18 protein-coding genes are annotated in these 19581 nt (G+C 58.2%); 8 read left to right on the top strand and 10 right to left on the bottom strand.

The genetic code is table 11. The features are described from left to right. From AC2CGQ_RS06380 to osmB, 3 genes are all read left to right on the top strand, one after another. The gene (locus tag AC2CGQ_RS06380; protein WP_484593520.1) at positions 1-2433 is read left to right on the top strand and encodes a formate C-acetyltransferase/glycerol dehydratase family glycyl radical enzyme; all 2433 of its coding nucleotides are present in this window, start codon (positions 1-3) and stop codon (positions 2431-2433) included. A 50-nt stretch (positions 2434-2483) separates the two neighbouring features. After that, a complete protein-coding gene (locus tag AC2CGQ_RS06375) occupies positions 2484-3230 on the top strand; it encodes a DeoR/GlpR family DNA-binding transcription regulator (protein ID WP_004930631.1) in 747 nt (248 codons plus the stop codon). Between the two features lie 271 nt (positions 3231-3501). Beyond that, positions 3502-3720, top strand: a complete 219-nt coding sequence (osmB, locus tag AC2CGQ_RS06370; RefSeq protein ID WP_004930634.1) for an osmotically-inducible lipoprotein OsmB — start codon at positions 3502-3504, stop codon at positions 3718-3720. Between the two features lie 188 nt (positions 3721-3908). Here osmB and yciH read toward each other — a convergent pair whose 3' ends face one another. Both yciH and pyrF read right to left on the bottom strand, forming a co-directional pair. Then, positions 3909-4235 carry a stress response translation initiation inhibitor YciH gene (yciH, locus tag AC2CGQ_RS06365; RefSeq protein WP_021503812.1) on the bottom strand — a complete coding sequence of 109 codons (327 nt, stop codon included), beginning with the start codon at positions 4233-4235 and terminating at the stop codon, positions 3909-3911. Positions 4236-4245: 10 nt separating this feature from the next. Then, the gene (pyrF, locus tag AC2CGQ_RS06360; protein WP_004930640.1) at positions 4246-4974 is read right to left on the bottom strand and encodes an orotidine-5'-phosphate decarboxylase; all 729 of its coding nucleotides are present in this window, start codon (positions 4972-4974) and stop codon (positions 4246-4248) included. 329 nt (positions 4975-5303) lie between these two features. On the opposite strand from pyrF, the gene bhsA reads away from it, so the two are divergent. Then, positions 5304-5564: a multiple stress resistance protein BhsA gene (bhsA, locus tag AC2CGQ_RS06355; protein WP_004930642.1), complete on the top strand. Its 261-nt coding sequence runs from the start codon at positions 5304-5306 to the stop codon at positions 5562-5564. 172 nt (positions 5565-5736) lie between these two features. Further along, complete coding sequence (locus tag AC2CGQ_RS06350) at positions 5737-6036, top strand: Arc family DNA-binding protein (RefSeq protein WP_015378033.1); 300 nt, start codon at positions 5737-5739, stop codon at positions 6034-6036. Positions 6037-6096: 60 nt separating this feature from the next. Here AC2CGQ_RS06350 and lapB read toward each other — a convergent pair whose 3' ends face one another. The 3 genes from lapB to pgpB form a co-directional block, all read right to left on the bottom strand. Next, positions 6097-7269: a lipopolysaccharide assembly protein LapB gene (gene lapB / locus AC2CGQ_RS06345; RefSeq protein ID WP_015378034.1), complete on the bottom strand. Its 1173-nt coding sequence runs from the start codon at positions 7267-7269 to the stop codon at positions 6097-6099. Positions 7270-7275: 6 nt separating this feature from the next. After that, positions 7276-7578, bottom strand: coding sequence for a LapA family protein (locus tag AC2CGQ_RS06340; protein WP_004930650.1), 303 nt, complete (start codon positions 7576-7578; stop codon positions 7276-7278). A gap of 298 nt (positions 7579-7876) precedes the next feature. Then, positions 7877-8641: a phosphatidylglycerophosphatase B gene (gene pgpB / locus AC2CGQ_RS06335; protein ID WP_021503815.1), complete on the bottom strand. Its 765-nt coding sequence runs from the start codon at positions 8639-8641 to the stop codon at positions 7877-7879. Positions 8642-8920: 279 nt separating this feature from the next. Here pgpB and ribA point away from each other — a divergent pair, with 279 nt between their 5' ends. Continuing rightward, positions 8921-9514, top strand: coding sequence for a GTP cyclohydrolase II (ribA, locus tag AC2CGQ_RS06330; RefSeq protein WP_004930678.1), 594 nt, complete (start codon positions 8921-8923; stop codon positions 9512-9514). Positions 9515-9570: 56 nt separating this feature from the next. Here the strand turns inward: ribA and acnA are convergent, their stop codons facing one another. The 4 genes from acnA to topA form a co-directional block, all read right to left on the bottom strand. Continuing rightward, positions 9571-12243 carry an aconitate hydratase AcnA gene (gene acnA, locus AC2CGQ_RS06325; RefSeq protein ID WP_004930681.1) on the bottom strand — a complete coding sequence of 891 codons (2673 nt, stop codon included), beginning with the start codon at positions 12241-12243 and terminating at the stop codon, positions 9571-9573. Positions 12244-12741: 498 nt separating this feature from the next. Then, entirely contained in the window at positions 12742-13716 is a 975-nt protein-coding gene (gene cysB / locus AC2CGQ_RS06320) for an HTH-type transcriptional regulator CysB (protein ID WP_004930690.1), read from the bottom strand. Positions 13717-13937: 221 nt separating this feature from the next. Further along, positions 13938-14072, bottom strand: a complete 135-nt coding sequence (locus tag AC2CGQ_RS06315; RefSeq protein WP_255201708.1) for a hypothetical protein — start codon at positions 14070-14072, stop codon at positions 13938-13940. A 5-nt stretch (positions 14073-14077) separates the two neighbouring features. Beyond that, positions 14078-16675, bottom strand: a complete 2598-nt coding sequence (gene topA, locus AC2CGQ_RS06310) for a type I DNA topoisomerase (RefSeq protein ID WP_015378045.1) — start codon at positions 16673-16675, stop codon at positions 14078-14080. Between the two features lie 427 nt (positions 16676-17102). Between topA and AC2CGQ_RS06305 the strand changes: the two genes are divergently transcribed. Further along, positions 17103-17354, top strand: coding sequence for a YciN family protein (locus AC2CGQ_RS06305; RefSeq protein WP_004930700.1), 252 nt, complete (start codon positions 17103-17105; stop codon positions 17352-17354). Between the two features lie 51 nt (positions 17355-17405). Here AC2CGQ_RS06305 and sohB read toward each other — a convergent pair whose 3' ends face one another. Next, on the bottom strand, positions 17406-18452 hold the full coding sequence (gene sohB / locus AC2CGQ_RS06300) for a protease SohB (RefSeq protein WP_004930703.1): 1047 nt from the start codon (positions 18450-18452) through the stop codon (positions 17406-17408). Positions 18453-18811: 359 nt separating this feature from the next. Here sohB and AC2CGQ_RS06295 point away from each other — a divergent pair, with 359 nt between their 5' ends. Then, the gene (locus AC2CGQ_RS06295) at positions 18812-19573 is read left to right on the top strand and encodes a YciK family oxidoreductase (RefSeq protein WP_021503822.1); all 762 of its coding nucleotides are present in this window, start codon (positions 18812-18814) and stop codon (positions 19571-19573) included. The last annotated feature ends 8 nt before the right edge of the window (positions 19574-19581 follow it).

Raw genomic sequence — 19581 nt, 5'->3', positions numbered from 1 at the left:
ATGACCACGTTGGATTTGACCACCCTCAGCGCCCGCATTCAGGCGCACAAGAACGCGCTGATTCACATCGTCAAACCGCCGGTGTGCACCGAACGCGCGCAGCACTATACCGAAGCCTATCAACAGCATCAGGACAAGCCGCTGCCGGTGCGCCGCGCGCTGGCGCTGGCCAACCATCTGGCGAAGCGCACCATCTGGATCGCCAACGACGAGTTGATCGTCGGCAACCAGGCCAGCGAGCTGCGCGCCGCGCCGATCTTCCCCGAATACACCGTCGGCTGGATAGAAAACGAAATAGACCAGCTAGCCGACCGGCCGGGCGCCGGTTTTTCGGTCAGCGAAGAGAACAAGGCGATTTTGCATCGCCTGTGCCCCTGGTGGCGCGGCCAAACGGTGCAGGATCGCTGCTACGGCATGTTCACCGACGAGCAAAAAGCGCTGCTGGCCACCGGCATCATCAAGGCCGAGGGCAACATGACCTCCGGCGATGCTCACCTGGCGGTCAACTTCCCGCTGTTGCTGGAGCTAGGTCTCGACGGCCTGCGTGAAAAAGTGAACGCGCGCCGCAGCCGCCTGCGCCTGACCGAGTGGGAAGACCTGCACAAAGCGCAGTTTCTCAACGCTATCGACATCGTGCTAGCGGCGCTGAGCGAACACATCCTGCGCTTCGCCCGCCTGGCGCGCGACATGGCGCAAAACGAAGCCCGCGACTGGCGGCGCGCCGAGCTGCTGGCCATCGCGGATAACTGCGACCGGATCGCCCATCGCCCGCCACAAACCTTCTGGCAGGCGCTGCAGCTGTGCTATTTCATCCAGCTGACGTTACAGATCGAATCCAACGGCCATTCGGTTTCCTTTGGCCGCCTCGATCAATACCTCTATCCCTGGTATCGGCGTGACGTGGAGCTGGAGCAAAAGCTGGCGCGGGAAGACGCCATCGAGCTGTTGCACAGTTGCTGGCTGAAGCTGCTGGAGGTCAACAAGATCCGCTCCGGCTCGCATTCCAAGGCTTCCGCCGGCAGCCCGCTGTACCAGAACGTCACCATCGGCGGACAGAAGCTGATCGACGGCCAGCCGTGCGATGCGGTCAACCCGCTGTCCTACGCCATTCTTGAGTCCTGCGGCCGCCTGCGCTCCACTCAGCCCAACCTCAGCGTGCGTTACCATGCCGGGATGAGCGCCGACTTCCTCGACGCCTGCGTGCAGGTGATCCGCTGCGGTTTCGGCATGCCGGCATTCAACAACGACGAAATCGTCATTCCCGAGTTCATCAAGCTGGGGGTTGAGCCGCAAGACGCTTACAACTACGCCGCCATCGGCTGCATCGAGACCGCCGTCGGCGGCAAATGGGGCTATCGCTGCACCGGCATGAGTTTCATCAACTTCGCCCGGGTGCTGCTGGCAGCGCTGGAACAGGGCCGCGACGCGACCTCCGGGCAGATCTTCCTGCCGCAGGAACAGGCGCTATCCAAAGGAAACTTCGCCGATTTCGAGCAGGTCTTAGCCGCCTGGGATCGGCAAATCCGCTACTACACGCGCAAGTCGATCGAGATCGAATGCGTGGTGGACAGCGTGCTGGAAGAGAATGCCCACGATATCCTCTGTTCCGCGCTGGTGGATGACTGCATCGAACGCGGTAAAAGCATCAAGCAAGGCGGCGCCAAATACGATTGGGTTTCCGGCCTGCAGGTCGGCATCGCCAACCTGGGCAACAGCCTGGCTGCGGTGCGCAAACTGGTGTTTGACCAGGGGGCGATCGGCCAGCAGCAGTTGGCGACGGCGCTGGCCGAAGACTTCGCCGGGCTGGATGGCGAGCAGCTGCGCCAGCGGCTGCTCAACGCCGCGCCCAAATACGGCAACGACGTGGACGAGGTCGATCGGCTACTGGTGCGCGCCTACCAAACCTATATCGAAGAACTGAAGCAGTATCGCAACACCCGCTTCGGCCGCGGGCCGATCGGCGGTGGTTACTACGCCGGCACCTCATCGATTTCGGCCAACGTGCCCTTCGGCGCCGCCACTCTGGCCACGCCCGATGGTCGTAAGGCGCACACGCCACTGGCGGAAGGCGCCAGCCCGGCGTCCGGCACCGACCATCTGGGGCCGACGGCGGTGTTCAATTCGCTCGCCAAGTTGCCGACCGAGGCGATCCTCGGCGGCGTGCTGCTCAACCAAAAGCTGAACCCGGCGACGCTGGACAACCCGCGCGATCGGGAAAAGCTGATGCTGATGTTGCGCACCTTCTTCGAGAGCTACCGCGGCTGGCATGTGCAGTACAACATCGTGTCGCGCGAAACGCTGCTGGCGGCGAAGCAACACCCTGACCAATATCGTGATTTAGTGGTTCGCGTAGCTGGCTATTCCGCCTTCTTTACCGCATTATCCCCTGAGGCGCAGGATGATATTATTGCGCGCACAGAACATACTCTTTAAACCTTTGACTCTTAGCGGCCGCGCCTTGGCGGCCGCATCATCAGGCCGATATGAATTTACGACAACAGACCATATTGCAGTTGGTTAACGATCGCCGGCGGATCAGCGTCAATGAGCTGGCGCGCGCCTCGGGCGTCTCGGAAGTCACTATCCGGCAGGATCTCAACCTGCTGGAAAAGCGCAGTTATCTGAAGCGGGTGCACGGTTCCGCCGTGGCGTTGGAGAGCGACGACGTCGACGCCCGCATGATGTCCAATTTCACCCTCAAGCAGCGGCTGGCGCAATACGCCGCCGCACAGGTCAACGACGGCGAGACGATCTTTATCGAGAGCGGCAGCGCCAACGCCCTGCTGGCGCGCTACATCGCCGAACGCAAGCGCATTACGCTGATCACCGTCAGCCACTACATCGCCAACCTGCTGAAAGAAACCGACTGCGACGTGATTGTACTGGGCGGCATGTACCAGAAGAAAAGCGAGACCGTGGTCGGCCCGCTGACGCGGCTGTGCATTCAGCAGGTGCATTTCAATAAGGCGTTTATCGGCATTGACGGCTTTCAGGCCGAAACCGGCTTTACCGGCCGCGACATGATGCGCGCCGATGTGGTCAGCGCGGTACTGGCCAAGGGCGTGGAGAATATCGTGCTGACGGACTCCAGCAAATTCGGCCAGATCCAGCCCAATCCGCTGGCGCAGCCGGGGCAAATCAGCCGGGTGATCACCGATTCACGTTTGGCGCTGGAGTATCAGCATCAGCTGAAACGCCAGGGCGTACAGGTGGAATTGGTCAACGAATAACGCAGACCACCGCCGCACCGCGCGGGCCACGCCGCGCGTCTTTCCCCTTGCGCAGCGGGATTTTAAGACTATTTACCTGTTTATCCTTCCCGAGAAACCTATACTCAGCTTCGGTAACTTTTGGGCCGTAACCCGCTAATTATTCGGCCGTTAACAAAAAATGCCATTTTTTATATCGATACCGTATGGGAATCAACAGCAGGCCTGATTTATGGTTAACGCCTATACTTATAAGGCACTTCCATATAGCCAATGCTAAGGAGAAGTCATTATGATGATTATCAATAAACGTTTCGCCACCGCCGCTCTGGCTCTGACTCTGGCGTTTTCACTGAGCGCCTGTTCCAACATGTCCAAACGCGATCGCAACACCGCCATCGGCGCCGGCGCCGGTGCAGTCGGCGGCGCAGTGCTGACCAACGGCAGCGCTTTGGGCACGCTGGGTGGGGCAGCGGTGGGCGGCATCATCGGTCACCAGGTTGGCAAATAACCTGCCCGATGTTCCTCCGCCGACAGGCGGGCAAAAGCGACTTGGCGCTTTGACGTATTAACCAATAACGATGATTTCAGGTCTGTTTTACGTTAAGTCTATGGTTCTTTCGCCGTTAACGGGTTAACCCCCGGCAGCAACAACCTCTAGCCATGCCGCAGCATTGCACCGCGGCATGGCGATTCACCTCAACCGCCCGCCAGTTTGACCTTCATGCCTTTGGCTTCCAGCAGCTGTTTGAGCAGATCGCGTTTATCGCCCTGGATCTCGATGACCCCGTCTTTCACCGAGCCGCCGCAGCCGCATTTCTTTTTCAGCTCGGCCGCCAGTTTATCGAGCGCGGCATCATCCAGATCGACGCCGGTAATCAGGCACACGCCCTTCCCCTTGCGGCCGCTGGTCTGGCGCTGGATGCGCACAACGCCATCGCCCTTGGCGCGTTGCGGTTTAACCTCTTCCTGCTTGATGCGACCGGTGTCCGTGGAATACACCAGACGACTGTTATCGTCATTCATCATCGCTTCCTCAGGCCAAAGAGGCGCGGATCGCGCGCAGCGTCGCGGCCGGATCGGCAGATTGGGTGATCGGACGCCCAATCACCATATAGTCCACGCCGGCGGCCTGCGCCTGCACCGGCGTCATGATACGACGCTGATCGCCCGCCGCGCTGCCTTCAGGGCGGATCCCCGGCGTCACCAGTTGGAAAGCCTGCCCGCAGGCCGCCTTCAGCCGCTGCGCTTCGTGTGCCGAACACACCACACCGTCCAGCCCGCAGTCGCGGGTCAGGCGCGCCAGGCGCTCGGCGTGTTCCGCCGGGCTAGCCTCGATGCCGATGCCGCGCAGGTCTTCCGCTTCCATGCTGGTGAGCACGGTTACGGCGATCAACAGCGGCGCATCCGTCCCGAATGACGCCAGCGCTTCTTTAGCGGCAGTCATCATGCGCGCGCCGCCGCTGGCGTGGACGTTAACCATCCAAACGCCCAGTTCGGCCGCCGCCGCTACCGCATGCGCAGTGGTATTGGGAATATCGTGGAATTTCAGGTCGAGAAACACGTCGAAACCGCGCCCATGCAGATCGCGCACCAGTTGCGGCCCAAACAGCGTGAACATTTCTTTGCCCACTTTCAGCCGGCAGTCTTGCGGATCGATACGGTCGGCGAACGCCAGCGCAGCGTTCTTATCGGCGTAATCTAACGCCACAACGATTGGAGATGATTTTAAGTCATTGTTATTAGCGTTATTTTCAGACTTCATTTCTTCTACCTTTTGTAAAATGGAGATAATCAGGGACTCACCCGCGAAACTGACCGCCGCATTCTACATGTCGGAGGCCCGAAATCCCAGCCGCAGCGCGCACCTACGCTCTGTCATGTTACCTCCCGCCTTTGTCATGGCGCGTCAATGAACGCCCGTCAGCAATAAACCACGCAGCGTAAAACGCCGTAAAGATGCGTAAATTGTTAATCAGATATTTTGAATGACTTGCTCAGCATTATCAGATTTTCAATCGGCACGGATGCTTTATTATTCACCCCATCGGAAGCGAATGGCTTCCTTCCTAAATAAACAGACTGGAGTCACCCATGAAAACCATCAAATATTTTGCAGCCGCAGCCGCTATCGCACTGACCTCTTTCGCCACCTTCGCCGCTGAACCGATCAGCAGCCAGCAGGCCGATAACCTGACCGCCGCCGGCATCGTTTCCGCAGGCCACGCAACCACCCTCAGCAGCCTGGAGAAAAAACTGGCCGCTAAAGCGGATGCCCAGGGCGCCAGCAGCTACCGCATCATCTCCGCCGGTGGTAACAACATGTTGAGCGGCACCGCGATCATCTACAAATAATGTTTCCGGTACAGGGTCCGAACGTTCGGGCCCTGCCTCTGTTTGCCGCCTGAAAAAACCGCATTTTCCTCGCCCCGCTTTGTTACAAAAATATTAAATTTTTATTACACACTAGACACCCGATCGTCAGTGGCTTAGCTTGAAGGCATCTTCCTGCAGAAAGGCTTTCAAAATGAGCGAGATATCGACACTTACCATTAAAATTCCTCTGGAACTGAAGGAAAAAATCCGCGCCGCCGCCGCTGAAAACGAATTTTCGTTGAGCGTGGAAGTGTGCCAGCGCCTGGAAAGCAGTTTCAGCGCGCCCGCCACCAAAGCAGAGAAACCGGCCAAAAAGGCGGATGAGCTGCACCACGGCGAAATCGACAATCAAAGCACCGAAGAAGAGATTGAACAGCCGCTGAGCCAGAAAGAGCTGAAGAAACTGCGTCAGCTGTTGAAAACCGGCGCCAAAGGCGGCAAGAAAAAGTAAGTGATGAACATAAAAAAACGGGGCGATTTTCGCCCCGTTTTTTTTTGCCGCTCCGCCGCGTTATTGTCCATCCAGACCGCGTATCGGTTTGACCGATGACCAGGCGCGGCACGACGGGCAATGCCAATAGAGCGAGTGCGCGGTGAAGCCACATTTGTGGCAGCGGTAGCGCGGCTTGGTGCGAATTTGCTCGCCGACCATGTCGCGCAACAGCAGCAGACTCTCTTTCGCACGGCCGTCTTCAGCGTCCGCCAGGTGATAATCCATCAGCCGATAAAACACCCGCATAGTGGGATGACGCTGCAGCTGACGGTTGATATAGACCTGCACCACGTCGCGCCCTTCGTGCTGCTCGATGATCTCGGCCAGCATCAGATCGGCGGTAGCGCCGGTGTTCTCTTCCACGCAGCGCTTAAGAAAATCGGCCCAGTTGTGCTGTTGTTCCGGCAGATGCGTGTAGCATTCCTGCAGCATCGGCAGCGTTTCGCTGACCAACTCTTTATCCTGGCTCAGTACGCGTTGCAGCGACTCTGCCGCTTTGGCGTAGTCGTTTTGCGCCATGTAGATGCGCCCGAACATGATGGACACGCGCGCACACTGTTTATCGGCGGCGTCCGCGCGCTTGAGCAGGCTCATTGCCCGATCGAGATCGTCGCTGCCCATTGCCTGCAGCGCCAACTCACAGTAAAAGTGCGCGATCTCGACGCGTTGCTTCTCTTTGCCCAGCTTGACCAGTTTTTCCGCCACGTCGATCGCTTTCTGCCAGTCGCTGGTCGCCTGATGGATCACCAGCAGTTGCTGCAGCGCCGAGACGCGAAAATCCGCTTCGTCAGTCAACTGGCTGAACATGTCTTCCGCGCGGTCGTACAGCCCGGCCGCCATATAGTCGCGGCCCAGCTGCTGCACCGCCAGCAGGCGCTGTTCGAAGGTCAGGGAGGCGCTTTCCATCAAGGCCTGATGGATGCGGATGGCGCGGTCGACTTCACCGCGCGAACGGAACAGGTTACCCAGCGTCAGGTGGGCTTCAACGGTGTTGCTGTCCTCTTTCAACATGTCGAGGAACAGATCGACTGCCTTGTCCTGCTGGTTGGAGAGCAGAAAGTTCACCCCTGCCACGTATTCGCGCGACAGGCGGTTGGCTTCTTGCTGTTTATCCTGCTGAGCGCTTCTGCGCCCCATGTACCAACCGTACGCGGCAGCCACGGGCAGCAACAGAAACAGCAGTTCTAACATAGAGGATTATTCCTTGCTGACAACAGGCTGAGCCGCCGGTTCAGCGGGCTGCTCAAGCTGCAGCTCCAGCCTTTTGATCTTGCGCTCGGCGCGACCCAGCGCAATACGCGTGCGCAGGTAGAACAGGCCGCAAATGATCCAGCCGAGAACGAAACCGGCACCAAACAGCGTGGCCAACAGGGTCGATACGCGATAGTCGCCCTGCGCAACCAGATAGTTAAAATTGACCACCTGATCGTTATGCGCACCTAAGGTGACGGAAATCACGAAGATCACCAGAACCAACAAAAAAATCAGCAAATATTTCACATTCTTTCCCGCGATGCCGAGTGAATCGGATGAACGATGCCAAAATGTGGCGTCCCTAACCCTTAAGTTAGCATTTCCCGCTGCGGCAGGGAAACCCTGCCGCACGATAAAACCACATATCTGCTGGCATATTCGGCAGTAAACGGTCTTAGCGAACAAATTGATGAGAAAGCTTCTCAAAACGTCGAATTTATAAGGATATGGGGGCAACCGGGCGAATTGCAATGGCGGGAAAATGTAAGCGGTTAATGCGGCACCGATCCGATGCCGCCTATTTTGTGACGTGGTCACATAGCGATCATATCTCCGGCTTGCGCGCCGCGATTTCCTGCTGCTCTTGTGGCGGCGGCGTCAGCGGGCCGAACCAGCGCTGCGCCAGCCAGCAGGTGACCACCACCAGCAGCCAACTGATCAGCGTAGCCATCGCCAGATCGCGCGGCCAGTGCATGCCCAGCAGCAGACGGCTGCCCATCACCCCCGTTGCCCACACCATCAGCAACGCAACGGTTTTATAATGGCGGCGCGGCCACAGCAGCCCTACGCCCAACAGCGCCCAGGTGGCGGCGAACATCGTATGCCCCGACGGGAAAGCGAAGCCGGTTTCAAACTGCCAGTGCTTGCGCAGCCAGTTCGGCACCAGCGTCTGGTCTTGCAGTTGCTCGCGCACCAGCGCGCTGCGCTCTTTGCGATGCAGCGAATAGAAATATTTTCCGTCCACGCCGTGGGTTTGCTCGAGCCATACCACAAACGGCCGCGGTTCTTGCACCCGATCCTTGATCAACGACTTGACCCCCTGCCCAATCACCAACGCGGCGGAAAGCAGGATCGCCAGACCGATGGCCGCCTTCAGCCGAAAGCGCAGGCACCACAAAAACCAACCGCAAAGGACAGCGCTGGTCAGAATGCCCCACGGCGAGGTAACGGTTTCGGTCACCCAGAACAGCGCTTTGAGCAGCCGATCATTGCCGCCGGGCTGCCAATGCCAGCCGGAGGCCCATACCACCAGCGGCATCAACAGCAGCAGCAGCGCGCCGCCCGCCGTACGTTTTGCTATCTCATACATTCCCGTTTTCCTCTGCGTGAATCAGGCTGCAGTGTAACAAGAGTGCAATATTGATAACACGCGAAAAATTAAACAGATAGAAAACCTATCGCAATAATAGGTGGCCAGAAAACGCCATCTGCTGGTTTGCTGAGCACCGCCCGGCAAGAAGTTGTGGCAAAATAGCCGATAATTAACGAAATAGAGATCGGCGTAGCACGTTTTAGTCTTGGTCAATTTACTAAACCGGACTTAGGATGCGCGACAATGATTGAATCGTAGGTTTTTGTGGAGAGTGACATGCAGCTGAAACGGGTGGCAGAGGCTAAACTGCCGACACCTTGGGGCGATTTCCTAATGGTAGGATTCGAAGAACTGGCGACCGGACATGACCATCTGGCACTGGTATTCGGTGATATTTCCGGCGAAGCGCCGGTGCTCGCACGCGTGCATTCCGAATGCCTGACCGGCGACGCGTTATTCAGCCTGCGCTGCGACTGTGGTTTTCAACTGGAAGCCGCACTGGAGCAGATTGCGGAAGAAGGCCGCGGCATCCTGCTTTATCATCGCCAGGAGGGCCGCAATATCGGCCTGTTGAACAAGATCCGCGCCTACGCCCTGCAGGATAAGGGCGCAGACACCGTGGAAGCCAATCACCAGCTCGGCTTCGCCGCCGACGAGCGCGACTTCACCCTGTGTGCCGACATGTTCAAACTGCTGGGCGTCGACGCGGTGCGTTTGCTGACCAACAACCCGAAAAAGGTCGAGATCCTGACCGAAGCCGGTATCAACATCAGCGAACGCGTGCCGTTGATCGTCGGCCGCAATCCGAAGAACGAACGCTATCTGGCCACCAAGGCCGCCAAAATGGGCCATTTGCTCGACCAGAAGTGATCGCCACCGCCGCGGAAACAATCAGGGCGCCTTACGGCGCCCTTTTTATTGATTAATTACAGCATTTTCCTGATCACATAGTGCAGGATGCCGTCGTTTTCGTAGTAAGTCAGCTCATTGCCGGTATCGATGCGGCACCGGGTGTCGACCACTTCCTTGCGCCCGTCGGCATAAGTGATGTGCACCGGCACCGTCTGGCCCGGCTGCAGCTGTTGCAGGCCGCCGACGCTGATCTGCTCATCCCCGGTCAACCCCAGCGTTTTACGCGTCACCCCTTGCGGGAACTCCAGCGGCAAAATCCCCATGCCGATCAGGTTAGAGCGGTGTATACGCTCGAAGGATTCGGCAATCACCACCCGCACGCCCAGCAGGCGCGGCCCCTTCGCCGCCCAGTCACGGCTGGAGCCGGAACCGTACTCTTTACCGGCGATCACCGCCAGCGGCACTTTCTCCTGCTGATACTGCATGGCGGCGTCGTAGATAGACAGCTGCTGTTGCGAAGGAATATGGCGGGTATAGCCGCCTTCCACGCCCGGCACCATTTCGTTGCGGATGCGAATGTTGGCGAAGGTGCCGCGCATCATCACTTCGTGGTTGCCACGGCGTGAACCGTAGGAATTGAAATCCTGCGGCGCTACGCCATGCTCGCTCAGGTAACGCCCCGCCGGGCTGTCGCGCTTGATGTTACCCGCCGGCGAGATGTGATCGGTGGTCACCGAGTCGGCCAGAATCGCCAGAATGCGCGCCTCTTTGATGTCCTGCACCGGATCCGGTTTCACCTTCATGGTGCTGAAGAACGGCGGATGGCGGATATAGGTAGAATCCTCCTGCCACTGATAGGTCGCCGAACCGGTCACCTGGATCGCCTGCCAGTTGGCATCGCCGTCGAACACTTCGCCGTACTCCTTATGGAACATCTCGGTGCGCACTTCTTCCACCGCCTGAGCGATGTCCCGGCTGCTCGGCCAGATGTCCTTCAGGTAGACCGGCTGGCCATCGTTGCCCTCGCCCAGCGGCTCTTTGGTCAGATCGATCTTCATGCTGCCCGCCAGCGCATAAGCCACCACCAGCGGCGGCGAGGCCAGCCAGTTGGTTTTCACCAGCGGGTGGATGCGCCCTTCGAAGTTACGGTTGCCCGACAGCACCGCGCCCACGGTCAGATCGCCCTCTTTGATCGCCTGCTCGATAGGATCCGGCAGCGGCCCAGAGTTACCGATGCAGGTGGTACAGCCATACCCCACCAGATTGAACCCCAACTCTTCCAGATAAGCGGTGAGTTTGGCGCTGTCGAAGTAGTCGGTCACCACTTTGGAACCCGGCGCCAGCGAGGTTTTTACCCAGGGTTTGCTGCGCAGCCCTTTCTTGACGGCGTTTTTCGCCAGCAGGCCGGCCGCCATCATCACGCTCGGGTTGGAGGTGTTGGTGCAGGAGGTGATCGCCGCGATCACCACTGCGCCGTCGCGCAGTTCGTGCTGCTGCCCGTCCAGCGTAAAAGTTTTGCTGTCTGTTTTGGCCTTGTGACCGCCGATATCCAGCTCGGTAGCGGCCTTGAACGCCTGCGGCACATTCGGCAGCGCCACGCGATCCTGCGGGCGTTTCGGCCCGGCGAGGCTCGCCTCCACCGTCGACATATCCAGCGCCAGCGAGCTGGTGAATACCGGCTCATCCCCCGGGTTGCGCCACATGCCCTGCGCCTTGGCGTAGGCTTCCACCAGCGCGATTTGTTCGGCGCTGCGACCGCTGAGTTTCATGTAGCCGAGCGTGACATCGTCTACCGGGAAGAAGCCGCAGGTAGCGCCGAACTCCGGCGACATGTTGGCGATGGTCGCACGGTCCGCCAGCGGCAGATCGGCCAGGCCGTCGCCGTAAAACTCGACGAACTTGCCGACAACGCCGTGTTTGCGCAGCATTTGGGTGACGGTCAGCACCAGATCGGTGGCGGTAATGCCCTCGCGGAGCTTGCCGGTCAGCTTGAAGCCGACCACGTCCGGGATCAGCATCGACACCGGCTGGCCCAGCATCGCCGCTTCCGCTTCGATACCGCCGACGCCCCAGCCGAGAATGCCCAGGCCGTTGATCATGGTGGTGTGAGAATCGGTGCCCACCAGCGTATCCGGATAGGCCACGCGGCGGCCGCTTTCGTCGCTGTGCCACACCGTTTGGCCAAGGTATTCGAGGTTAACCTGGTGACAAATGCCGGTGCCCGGCGGCACCACGCGGAAGCGGTTGAAGGCCTTCTGCCCCCAGCGCAGAAAGGTGTAGCGCTCGTGGTTGCGCTGCATTTCGATGCGCACGTTGTCTTCAAAGGCATTATCGTCGCCAAATTCATCGACGGTGACCGAGTGGTCAATCACCAGATCCACCGGTGACAGCGGGTTCACCTGGTCGACATTGCCGCCCAGCCGCCGCACCGCTTCACGCATCGCCGCCAGATCCACCACCGCCGGCACGCCGGTAAAGTCCTGCATCAGCACGCGTGCTGGACGGTAGGCGATCTCACGGTCAGCATGGCCGGTTTGCAACCAGGCGACGATGGCCTTGAGGTCGTCAACCTGCACGGTGTCGCCATCCACATGGCGCAGCAGGTTCTCCAACAGCACTTTCATTGATTTCGGCAACCGGTCGATATCACCCAGCTGCTTCGCCGCCAGCGGCAGACTGTAGTAGTAATATTCGCTATTCAGCGCAACCAGCTTATCCAGACTTGTTTCACGAAGATCGGACGACATAGCTCCTCCATTTCTTATTGTGATTAAAACAGGGTAATCAGTGAGGTCTTGTTTAAAGATACCACAAAGATAAGTTAACGTTTTGATAACAACACGATTTGATCACAACGATAGGCGGGAACAATCAAGAGGAAGGAAGTGCGAGCGCAGCCAAGGGGTTAGGCCACACGTCAACGAAAACGCCGCAACGAGGCGGCGTTTTCGCAGGGAAAATCTCGCGGCTCTAGCGGGATTGGCGCACCAGGCGGCGACAGACTGTGAGCACAACTGCAGCAATGATGGCAGAGACACCCAATTTAATGGCAATGACAGCCGAGTCGAAATTATTCATCCCTATTTCACCATCACCGCTAATTTCAATGTTGTTGGAAACGAAGCTGTCGAAAGGACGGCGGCTTTTCAGGATGATCCTGAGAAACAAGGAAGGTGCGGGTTTCCGGGCTAAAAAAAACCGGTTAGGCAGGCACCTAACCGGGTTTGATTTGATATCGTCAACGATTACTTAATCGGCAGCTTGATGTCCTTGAACATCGCTTCGATTTCTTCATTGGAGCGCAGCGCCACTGCGCTGTCGACCACGTCGCGCGTCAGGTGCGGCGCGAAGCGCTGAATGAAGTCGTACATGTAGCTGCGCAGGAAGGTGCTACGGCGGAAGCCGATTTTAGTGGTGCTATATGTGAAGATATCGCGCGCATCCACCGTCACCAGATCCGGATCCTGCACCGGATCCACCGCCATGCTGGCGATCACCCCCACCCCCAATCCCAGACGCACATAGGTTTTAATCACGTCGGCGTCGGTGGCGGTGAAGACGATGCGCGGCGTCAGGCCGGCGCGGTTGAAGGCGGTGTCCAGCTCCGAGCGGCCGGTAAAGCCGAATGTGTAAGTGACGATCGGGTAAGCCGCCAGCTCTTCAATGCTGATGCTGCTTTTGCCCGCCAAAGGATGATCGGGCTTCACCACCACCGCACGGTTCCAGTGGTAGCACGGCAACATGATGAGATCGTCGTACAGGTGCAGCGCCTCGGTGGCGATGGCAAAATCGGCGGTGCCCTTGGAGACCGCTTCGGCGATCTGCGTCGGCGATCCCTGATGCATGTGCAGCGAGACGCGCGGGTAACGCTCGATAAAGCCCTTGATCACGTTTGGCAAGGCGTAGCGAGCCTGCGTATGCGTGGTGGCGACGTACAGCGAGCCTTTGTCCGGGTAGGTGTGTTCACCGGCAACGGCTTTGATGGCGTCTACTTTGGACAACACTTCACGCGCGATGCGAATGATTTCCTGGCCGGCGGGGGTGACCTGGGTCAGGTGCTTGCCGCTGCGGGCGAAAATCTGGATGCCCAGCTCATCTTCGAGCATGCGCACCTGTTTGCTGATGCCGGGTTGAGAGGTATAGAGCCCTTCTGCCGTCGAGGAGACATTCAGGTTGTGGTTAACCACTTCCACAATGTAACGAAGCTGCTGCAATTTCATATCTTATACCATCCTAGGTTAAACACTGCGGCTTACCCGCAGCCAGGTATATCGGTGTCGCCCCGGTATGCTGAAACTCACAAGCCATAAACCCCGTGTTCTACCCTGATGGTGAAGAAAACGCCGTTGTTAATAAGCTTTAATAATAAAAAAACTTTTTATATAACCACTATACCACGATGCAGCTTCAAGTATAGATCCGCGTCACACTATGATAACGATTATTTTGCATGGGTATCAACGTGAAACGGCGGTGTCGGAGGGATAAAAACAGCAAAGGATAGATCCGTTTGCCCCTTTTCACCAATAAAAAAACCAGCCGCCAGGGCTGGTTTTTCATCTTGCGGGCAGGACATCGGCCTTACTTCTTGCCTTCGACCCACTTGCCGTCCACGTAGAACGCGGACCAACCGGTCGCCTTGCCGTCTTTTTCAGAGGAGACGTACTGCTGCTTGGTTTTACGGCTGAAACGCACCAGCGTTTTGTTGCCTTCGGCATCCGCCACCGGCGCATCAGCCAGATAGCGCAGTTTCTCCGGCAGACGATCCTTGAAGCGAGCCAGCTCTTCCACCAACGGCGCGCGGGTCTCGCGCGATTTAGGGAAGGTGTTGGCCGCCAGGAACACGCCGGCAGCGCCGTCACGCAGCACGAAATAGGCGTCGGACTTCTCGCACGGCAGCTCCGGCAACGGCACCGGATCTTCCTTCGGCGGCGCGACATCGCCGTTACGCAGGATCTTGCGGGTGTTTTTGCAGTTCTCGTTGGTGCAGCCCATGTACTTGCCGAAACGCCCCATTTTCAGGTGCATTTCCGAACCGCACTTGTCGCACTCCACCACCGGGCCGTCATAGCCTTTCAGGCGGAACTCGCCCTCTTCGATCTCATAGCCGTCACACGCCGGGTTGTTGCCGCAGACGTGCAGCTTGCGCTGGTTATCGATCAGATAGCTGTCCATCGCCGTACCGCATTTCTGGCAGCGGCGGCGGGCGCGCAACGCGTTGGTTTCCGCGTCGTCGCCTTCGAGGATGTTGAGCACTTCCGCTTCCGGCACCAGGTTGATGGTGGTTTTGCAACGCTCCTTCGGCGGCAACGCGTAGCCGGAACAGCCGAGGAACACGCCGGTGCTGGCGGTACGGATGCCCATCTTGCGGCCGCAGGTCGGGCAGTCGATGCTGGTCATCACCATCTGGTTAGGCCGCATGCCGCCTTCTTCCGGATCCTTCTCCGCCGTTTCCAGCTGCTCGCTGAAATCGACAAAGAACTCGTCCAGTACCGCTTTCCACTCGGCCTGGTTGTTGGCGACCTCATCGAGGCCGTCTTCCATGCGTGCGGTGAAGTCATAGTTCATCAGCTCGCGGAAGTTCTCTTCCAGACGATCGGTGACGATCTCGCCCATTTTCTCGGCATAGAAACGGCGGCTTTCCACCCGCACATAACCGCGATCCTGAATGGTCGAGATGATGGAGGCGTAGGTGGACGGACGGCCGATGCCGCGTTTCTCCAGCTCTTTCACCAGCGAAGCTTCGCTGTAACGCGCCGGCGGCTTGGTGAAGTGCTGGCTCGGGATCAGTTTCTGCAGATCCAGCTCGCTGCCGATTTCGACGAACGGCAACGTGCGATCTTCATCGCCCTTGCGCAACGCCGGCATCACCTTGGTCCAGCCGTCAAAGCGCAGCGTACGGCCCTTGGCGCGCAGCTGATAATCGCCGGCTTTCACCGTCAGCGTAGTGGAATCGTATTGCGCCGGCGTCATCTGGCAGGCAACGAACTGGCGCCAGATCAGCTGATACAGCTTCTGCGCGTCCGCTTCCATGTCTTTGAGCTGCTCGGCGAGCACGTTCACGTCCGAAGGACGGATCGCTTCGTGCGCTTCCTGCGAATTCTCTTTGCTGCTGTACTGATTCGGCGCCTTCGGCAGGTATTTATCGCCGAAGTTGTCGCCGATGTAGCCACGCACCATGTTGAGCGCATCCTGGCTCAGGTTGGTGGAGTCGGTACGCATATAGGTGATGTGGCCGGCTTCATACAGCCGTTGCGCCATCATCATGGTTTTCTTCACGCCGAAGCTCAGGCGGGTGCTGGCGGCCTGTTGCAGCGTGGAGGTAATGAAAGGCGCGCCCGGCTTGCTGCTGGTCGGTTTGTCTTCGCGATCCAGCACCGTGTAGCGGGCTTTTTCCAGCAACTTGACCGCGGCGTGAGTCTGCTCGCGGTTGACCGGCTTGAACGGTTTGTCGTGCGCATGGGTCACTTCCATCTGCAGCGCGGTTTCACCCTTCGCCAGCAGATCGGCATGCAGCTCCCAGTACTCTTCCGGCACGAACGCCTTGATGTCGCGTTCGCGCTCCACCACCAGACGCACCGCCACCGACTGCACACGGCCGGCGGACAGGCCGCGGGCGATTTTCTTCCACAGCAGCGGCGAGACCATATAACCCACCACGCGGTCCATAAACCGGCGCGCCTGCTGCGCGTTGACGCGATCAATGTTCAGCTCGCCCGGCTGTTTGAACGCCTGTTGGATCGCGTTTTTGGTGATTTCGTTAAACACCACGCGGCTAAAGCGTTTGTCATCGCCACCGATCACTTCCCGCAGGTGCCAGGCAATGGCTTCCCCTTCGCGGTCAAGGTCAGTTGCGAGATAAATGTGGTCGGCGTTTTCCGCCAACGATTTTAACTCGGCGACCACTTTTTCTTTACCCGGCAGGATTTCATAATGCGCTTTCCAGCCGTGGTAAGGGTCGACGCCCATGCGATTTACCAGCGCCGCCTTCTCATCTTTTTTAACTTTTTTCTTGGCTTTGTCTTCGGTTGAGTCAGCGCTCTTTTTGCTGGCTGAGCCACTGGTCGGCAAATCACGGATGTGACCGACGCTGGACTTCACCACGTAGTCACTTCCTAAATATTTATTAATAGTTTTGGCTTTTGCCGGGGACTCAACTATTACGAGAGCTTTACCCATATTTACCTTTACCTAATTTATTTCTTCTAAAAAGAAGTCTTTTATCTCGCCGTGCCGCGGCAATTCGTGTCTCTTTTTTTATATTGCGGCAGTCTGGCAAGAGATCAACAGATTTTTTTCTTTTGGTTGCCCAACTGCTCAACCTGAACGCAAGTTGTTGATCCTGCCTGCTATTCACCCATGCCCCAGAAGTATGGCTGTGTGAGTTTTATTCATGGCGTAAACAAAACCTTCCACCCGACGCCGCAAAATCCCACACTGTACCTGATAAAAAGCGTCACGCAACCTAATTAGCATGGAAAGTCCGATTTCGCCAACCGGCGGCCGCCCATGTCCATCCAGACGGCAAATAAACCTTAGTCGGTTTGCGGATAAAAGCGAACCGGCGTTAGAATATGCGCAGAGTTTTTAGTTTGGAGTCTAATAAATGCGCACGAATACTGCACCTATCGGCCGCGAGGCCCTGCTGGCGGAAGCAAATAACATCATCCGCCAACACGAAGATTATCTGCACGGCATGATCGCCACCGACGTTGAACAAAAAAGCGGCGTTTTAGTTTTTCGCGGCGAATACTTTTTGGATGCCGATGGATTGCCCACCGCCAAAACCACCGCGGTATTTAATATGTTTAAACATTTGGCTCACCTGCTTTCGGAAAAATACCACCTGGTCGATTAAGACAAGAAAACGGGGGCGCCTGGCCCCCGTTGATTCCCGCTCTCGTTGCCGTTACAACAACGGCTTTTCCCCACGCTGCCACCAGCGCAGCAGCAAACGATCGACGCTTTCCGCCGCGCTGCCGGTGAAGCGATCCATCAGGCGTTTGCGGCGCGTATAGCGCACGGCGATCACTTCGTGGTTATCCAGCTCGGCGATCAACAAATCATCGCTGGTGCCGATGGCGTCGATCAGGCCCTTCTCTTTAGCCTGTGAACCGAACCAGTGCTCACCGGTAGCGACGCTGTCGATGTCGAGCGACGGGCGCTGCTCATGCACAAAGCGCTTGAACAGCTCGTGCGTTTCGTTCAGATCTTCTCGGAACTTCTCGCGCCCTTGTTCGGTGTTTTCGCCAAACAGCGTCAGCGTGCGTTTAAATTGCCCGGCGGTGTGCAACTCCACGTCGATATCGTTCTTTTTCAACAGGCGGTGGAAGTTCGGGATCTGCGCCACCACGCCGATGGAACCGATGATGGCGAACGGCGCCGCCACGATACGATCCGCAACGCAAGCCATCATGTAGCCGCCGCTGGCCGCCACTTTATCCACCGCGACCGTCAGACGAATGCCGCCTTTGCGTAGGCGCTCCAACTGCGAAGCCGCCAGGCCGTAGCCATGCACCACCCCGCCAGGGCTTTCCAGGCGCAACAGAACTTCATCCTGCGCCGACGCCACCGCCAGCACCGCCGAGATCTCTTCGCGCAGCGAGGTGACCTCGTGCGCGTCCATGCTGCCCTTGAAGTCCAGCACATACAGGCACGGCTTGGCCACTTCCACCGCGCCGGACTTGGCGCGCTGTTTCTTCAATTTGTCATCAGATTTGGTCTGCTTTTTGAACTGTTTCAGCCAAACCTTCTGCTCGGCGGCATCCATGCGTGCCAGGCGCATATCGCGCTGCATCTCGCGATACTGTTCGCCGAGATCGGTCAGCTGCAGCTCCCCTTTCTGGCGGCTCTTGCGTTGCCCCAAACTGACCGCCAGGATGGCCAACGCGGCGATGGCGAGCACCACCGTGGCGACCTTGGCCAGAAACAGGCCATAAACAGATATAAACTCCACAGATTCCGCCTTTATTTACAGGTTGTTAGTATGCTTATTTCCATTTTAGCCAACCGCAGCGGCTGCTGTCGCGACTAAATGAAAATTCATTGCGCACAGAGCATCACTATGGGGACGATTTACGGCCGAACCAAGCCGCCACCGCCGCGCTTTTGTTACAAAAGAATGCCATTTCAGCCTGCTACGCATTGAAAATGCCCGCGGATTAAGGCATATAACACCCATTATTCATCAATATGATGAGACGGATTCGCTGCGCGGCCCGCAGACGGTCGAGCCTTCGCTCCCGCCCCGGCCGCGCGTTTCACCCTTGCTCCCCGATATCTGCGGGAGAACAGCCACCCAGGCGAGGATTTATCGTGCATTACCAACCCAAACAAGATCTGCTCGAACAACGTATCATTTTGGTCACCGGCGCCGGCGACGGCATCGGCCGTGAAGCGGCGCTGACCTACGCGCGCTTCGGCGCCCAGTTGGTGCTGCTGGGGCGCACCGAGAGCAAACTGCTGGCGGTACAACAAGAGATCGCAGCCCAGGGCGGTGCCCCGGCCCTGGTGGTGACGCTGGACTTGCTGCACGCCACTCAGGAGCAATGCCGGCAGATAGCCGACGATCTGGCGCACCAGATCCCCCGCCTTGATGGCGTGTTGCACAACGCCGGCCTGCTCGGCGACATCGCGCCGATGGCCGACCTGTCGATGACCATGTGGCAAGAAGTGATGCAGGTTAACGTCAACGCCACCTTTATGCTGACTCAGGCACTGCTGCCGCTGCTGCTGAAATCCCACGCCGGGTCGCTGGTGTTCACCAGCTCCAGCGTCGGGCGTACCGGCCGCGCAGATTGGGGTGCCTATGCGGTGTCGAAGTTCGCCACCGAGGGCATGATGCAGGTGTTGGCCGACGAGTACAAAAACCGCAATCTGCGGGTGAACTGCATCAATCCGGGCGGCACTCGCACCAAAATGCGCGCATCTGCCTTCCCGCACGAAGACAAGAACAAGCTGAAAACCCCGGCCGATATCATGCCGCTGTATCTGTATTTGATGGGCGAAGACAGCCGCCGCAAAACCGGCATGAGCTTCGACGCGCAGCCGAACCGCAAACCCGGCGCAGCCGAATAATCAGGAGC

The organism is Serratia sp. DFXYC6 (assembly GCF_057196085.1).
The sequence above is the reverse complement of the archived record's forward strand: the minus strand, read 5'-3'. Positions and strand labels throughout refer to the sequence as shown.

What these genes read in the sequence shown, in the direction of transcription:
- topA (WP_015378045.1), bottom strand. Translation starts at nt 16,675, where the DNA reads ATGGGTAAAGCTCTCGTAATAGTTGAGTCCCCGGCAAAAGCCAAAACT.
- AC2CGQ_RS06380 (WP_484593520.1), top strand. Translation starts at nt 1, where the DNA reads ATGACCACGTTGGATTTGACCACCCTCAGCGCCCGCATTCAGGCGCAC.
- osmB (WP_004930634.1), top strand. Translation starts at nt 3,502, where the DNA reads ATGATGATTATCAATAAACGTTTCGCCACCGCCGCTCTGGCTCTGACT.
- bhsA (WP_004930642.1), top strand. Translation starts at nt 5,304, where the DNA reads ATGAAAACCATCAAATATTTTGCAGCCGCAGCCGCTATCGCACTGACC.
- lapB (WP_015378034.1), bottom strand. Translation starts at nt 7,269, where the DNA reads ATGTTAGAACTGCTGTTTCTGTTGCTGCCCGTGGCTGCCGCGTACGGT.
- pyrF (WP_004930640.1), bottom strand. Translation starts at nt 4,974, where the DNA reads ATGAAGTCTGAAAATAACGCTAATAACAATGACTTAAAATCATCTCCA.
- ribA (WP_004930678.1), top strand. Translation starts at nt 8,921, where the DNA reads ATGCAGCTGAAACGGGTGGCAGAGGCTAAACTGCCGACACCTTGGGGC.
- AC2CGQ_RS06315 (WP_255201708.1), bottom strand. Translation starts at nt 14,072, where the DNA reads ATGTCCTGCCCGCAAGATGAAAAACCAGCCCTGGCGGCTGGTTTTTTT.
- AC2CGQ_RS06375 (WP_004930631.1), top strand. Translation starts at nt 2,484, where the DNA reads ATGAATTTACGACAACAGACCATATTGCAGTTGGTTAACGATCGCCGG.
- AC2CGQ_RS06350 (WP_015378033.1), top strand. Translation starts at nt 5,737, where the DNA reads ATGAGCGAGATATCGACACTTACCATTAAAATTCCTCTGGAACTGAAG.
- yciH (WP_021503812.1), bottom strand. Translation starts at nt 4,235, where the DNA reads ATGAATGACGATAACAGTCGTCTGGTGTATTCCACGGACACCGGTCGC.
- acnA (WP_004930681.1), bottom strand. Translation starts at nt 12,243, where the DNA reads ATGTCGTCCGATCTTCGTGAAACAAGTCTGGATAAGCTGGTTGCGCTG.
- AC2CGQ_RS06305 (WP_004930700.1), top strand. Translation starts at nt 17,103, where the DNA reads ATGCGCACGAATACTGCACCTATCGGCCGCGAGGCCCTGCTGGCGGAA.
- cysB (WP_004930690.1), bottom strand. Translation starts at nt 13,716, where the DNA reads ATGAAATTGCAGCAGCTTCGTTACATTGTGGAAGTGGTTAACCACAAC.
- pgpB (WP_021503815.1), bottom strand. Translation starts at nt 8,641, where the DNA reads ATGTATGAGATAGCAAAACGTACGGCGGGCGGCGCGCTGCTGCTGCTG.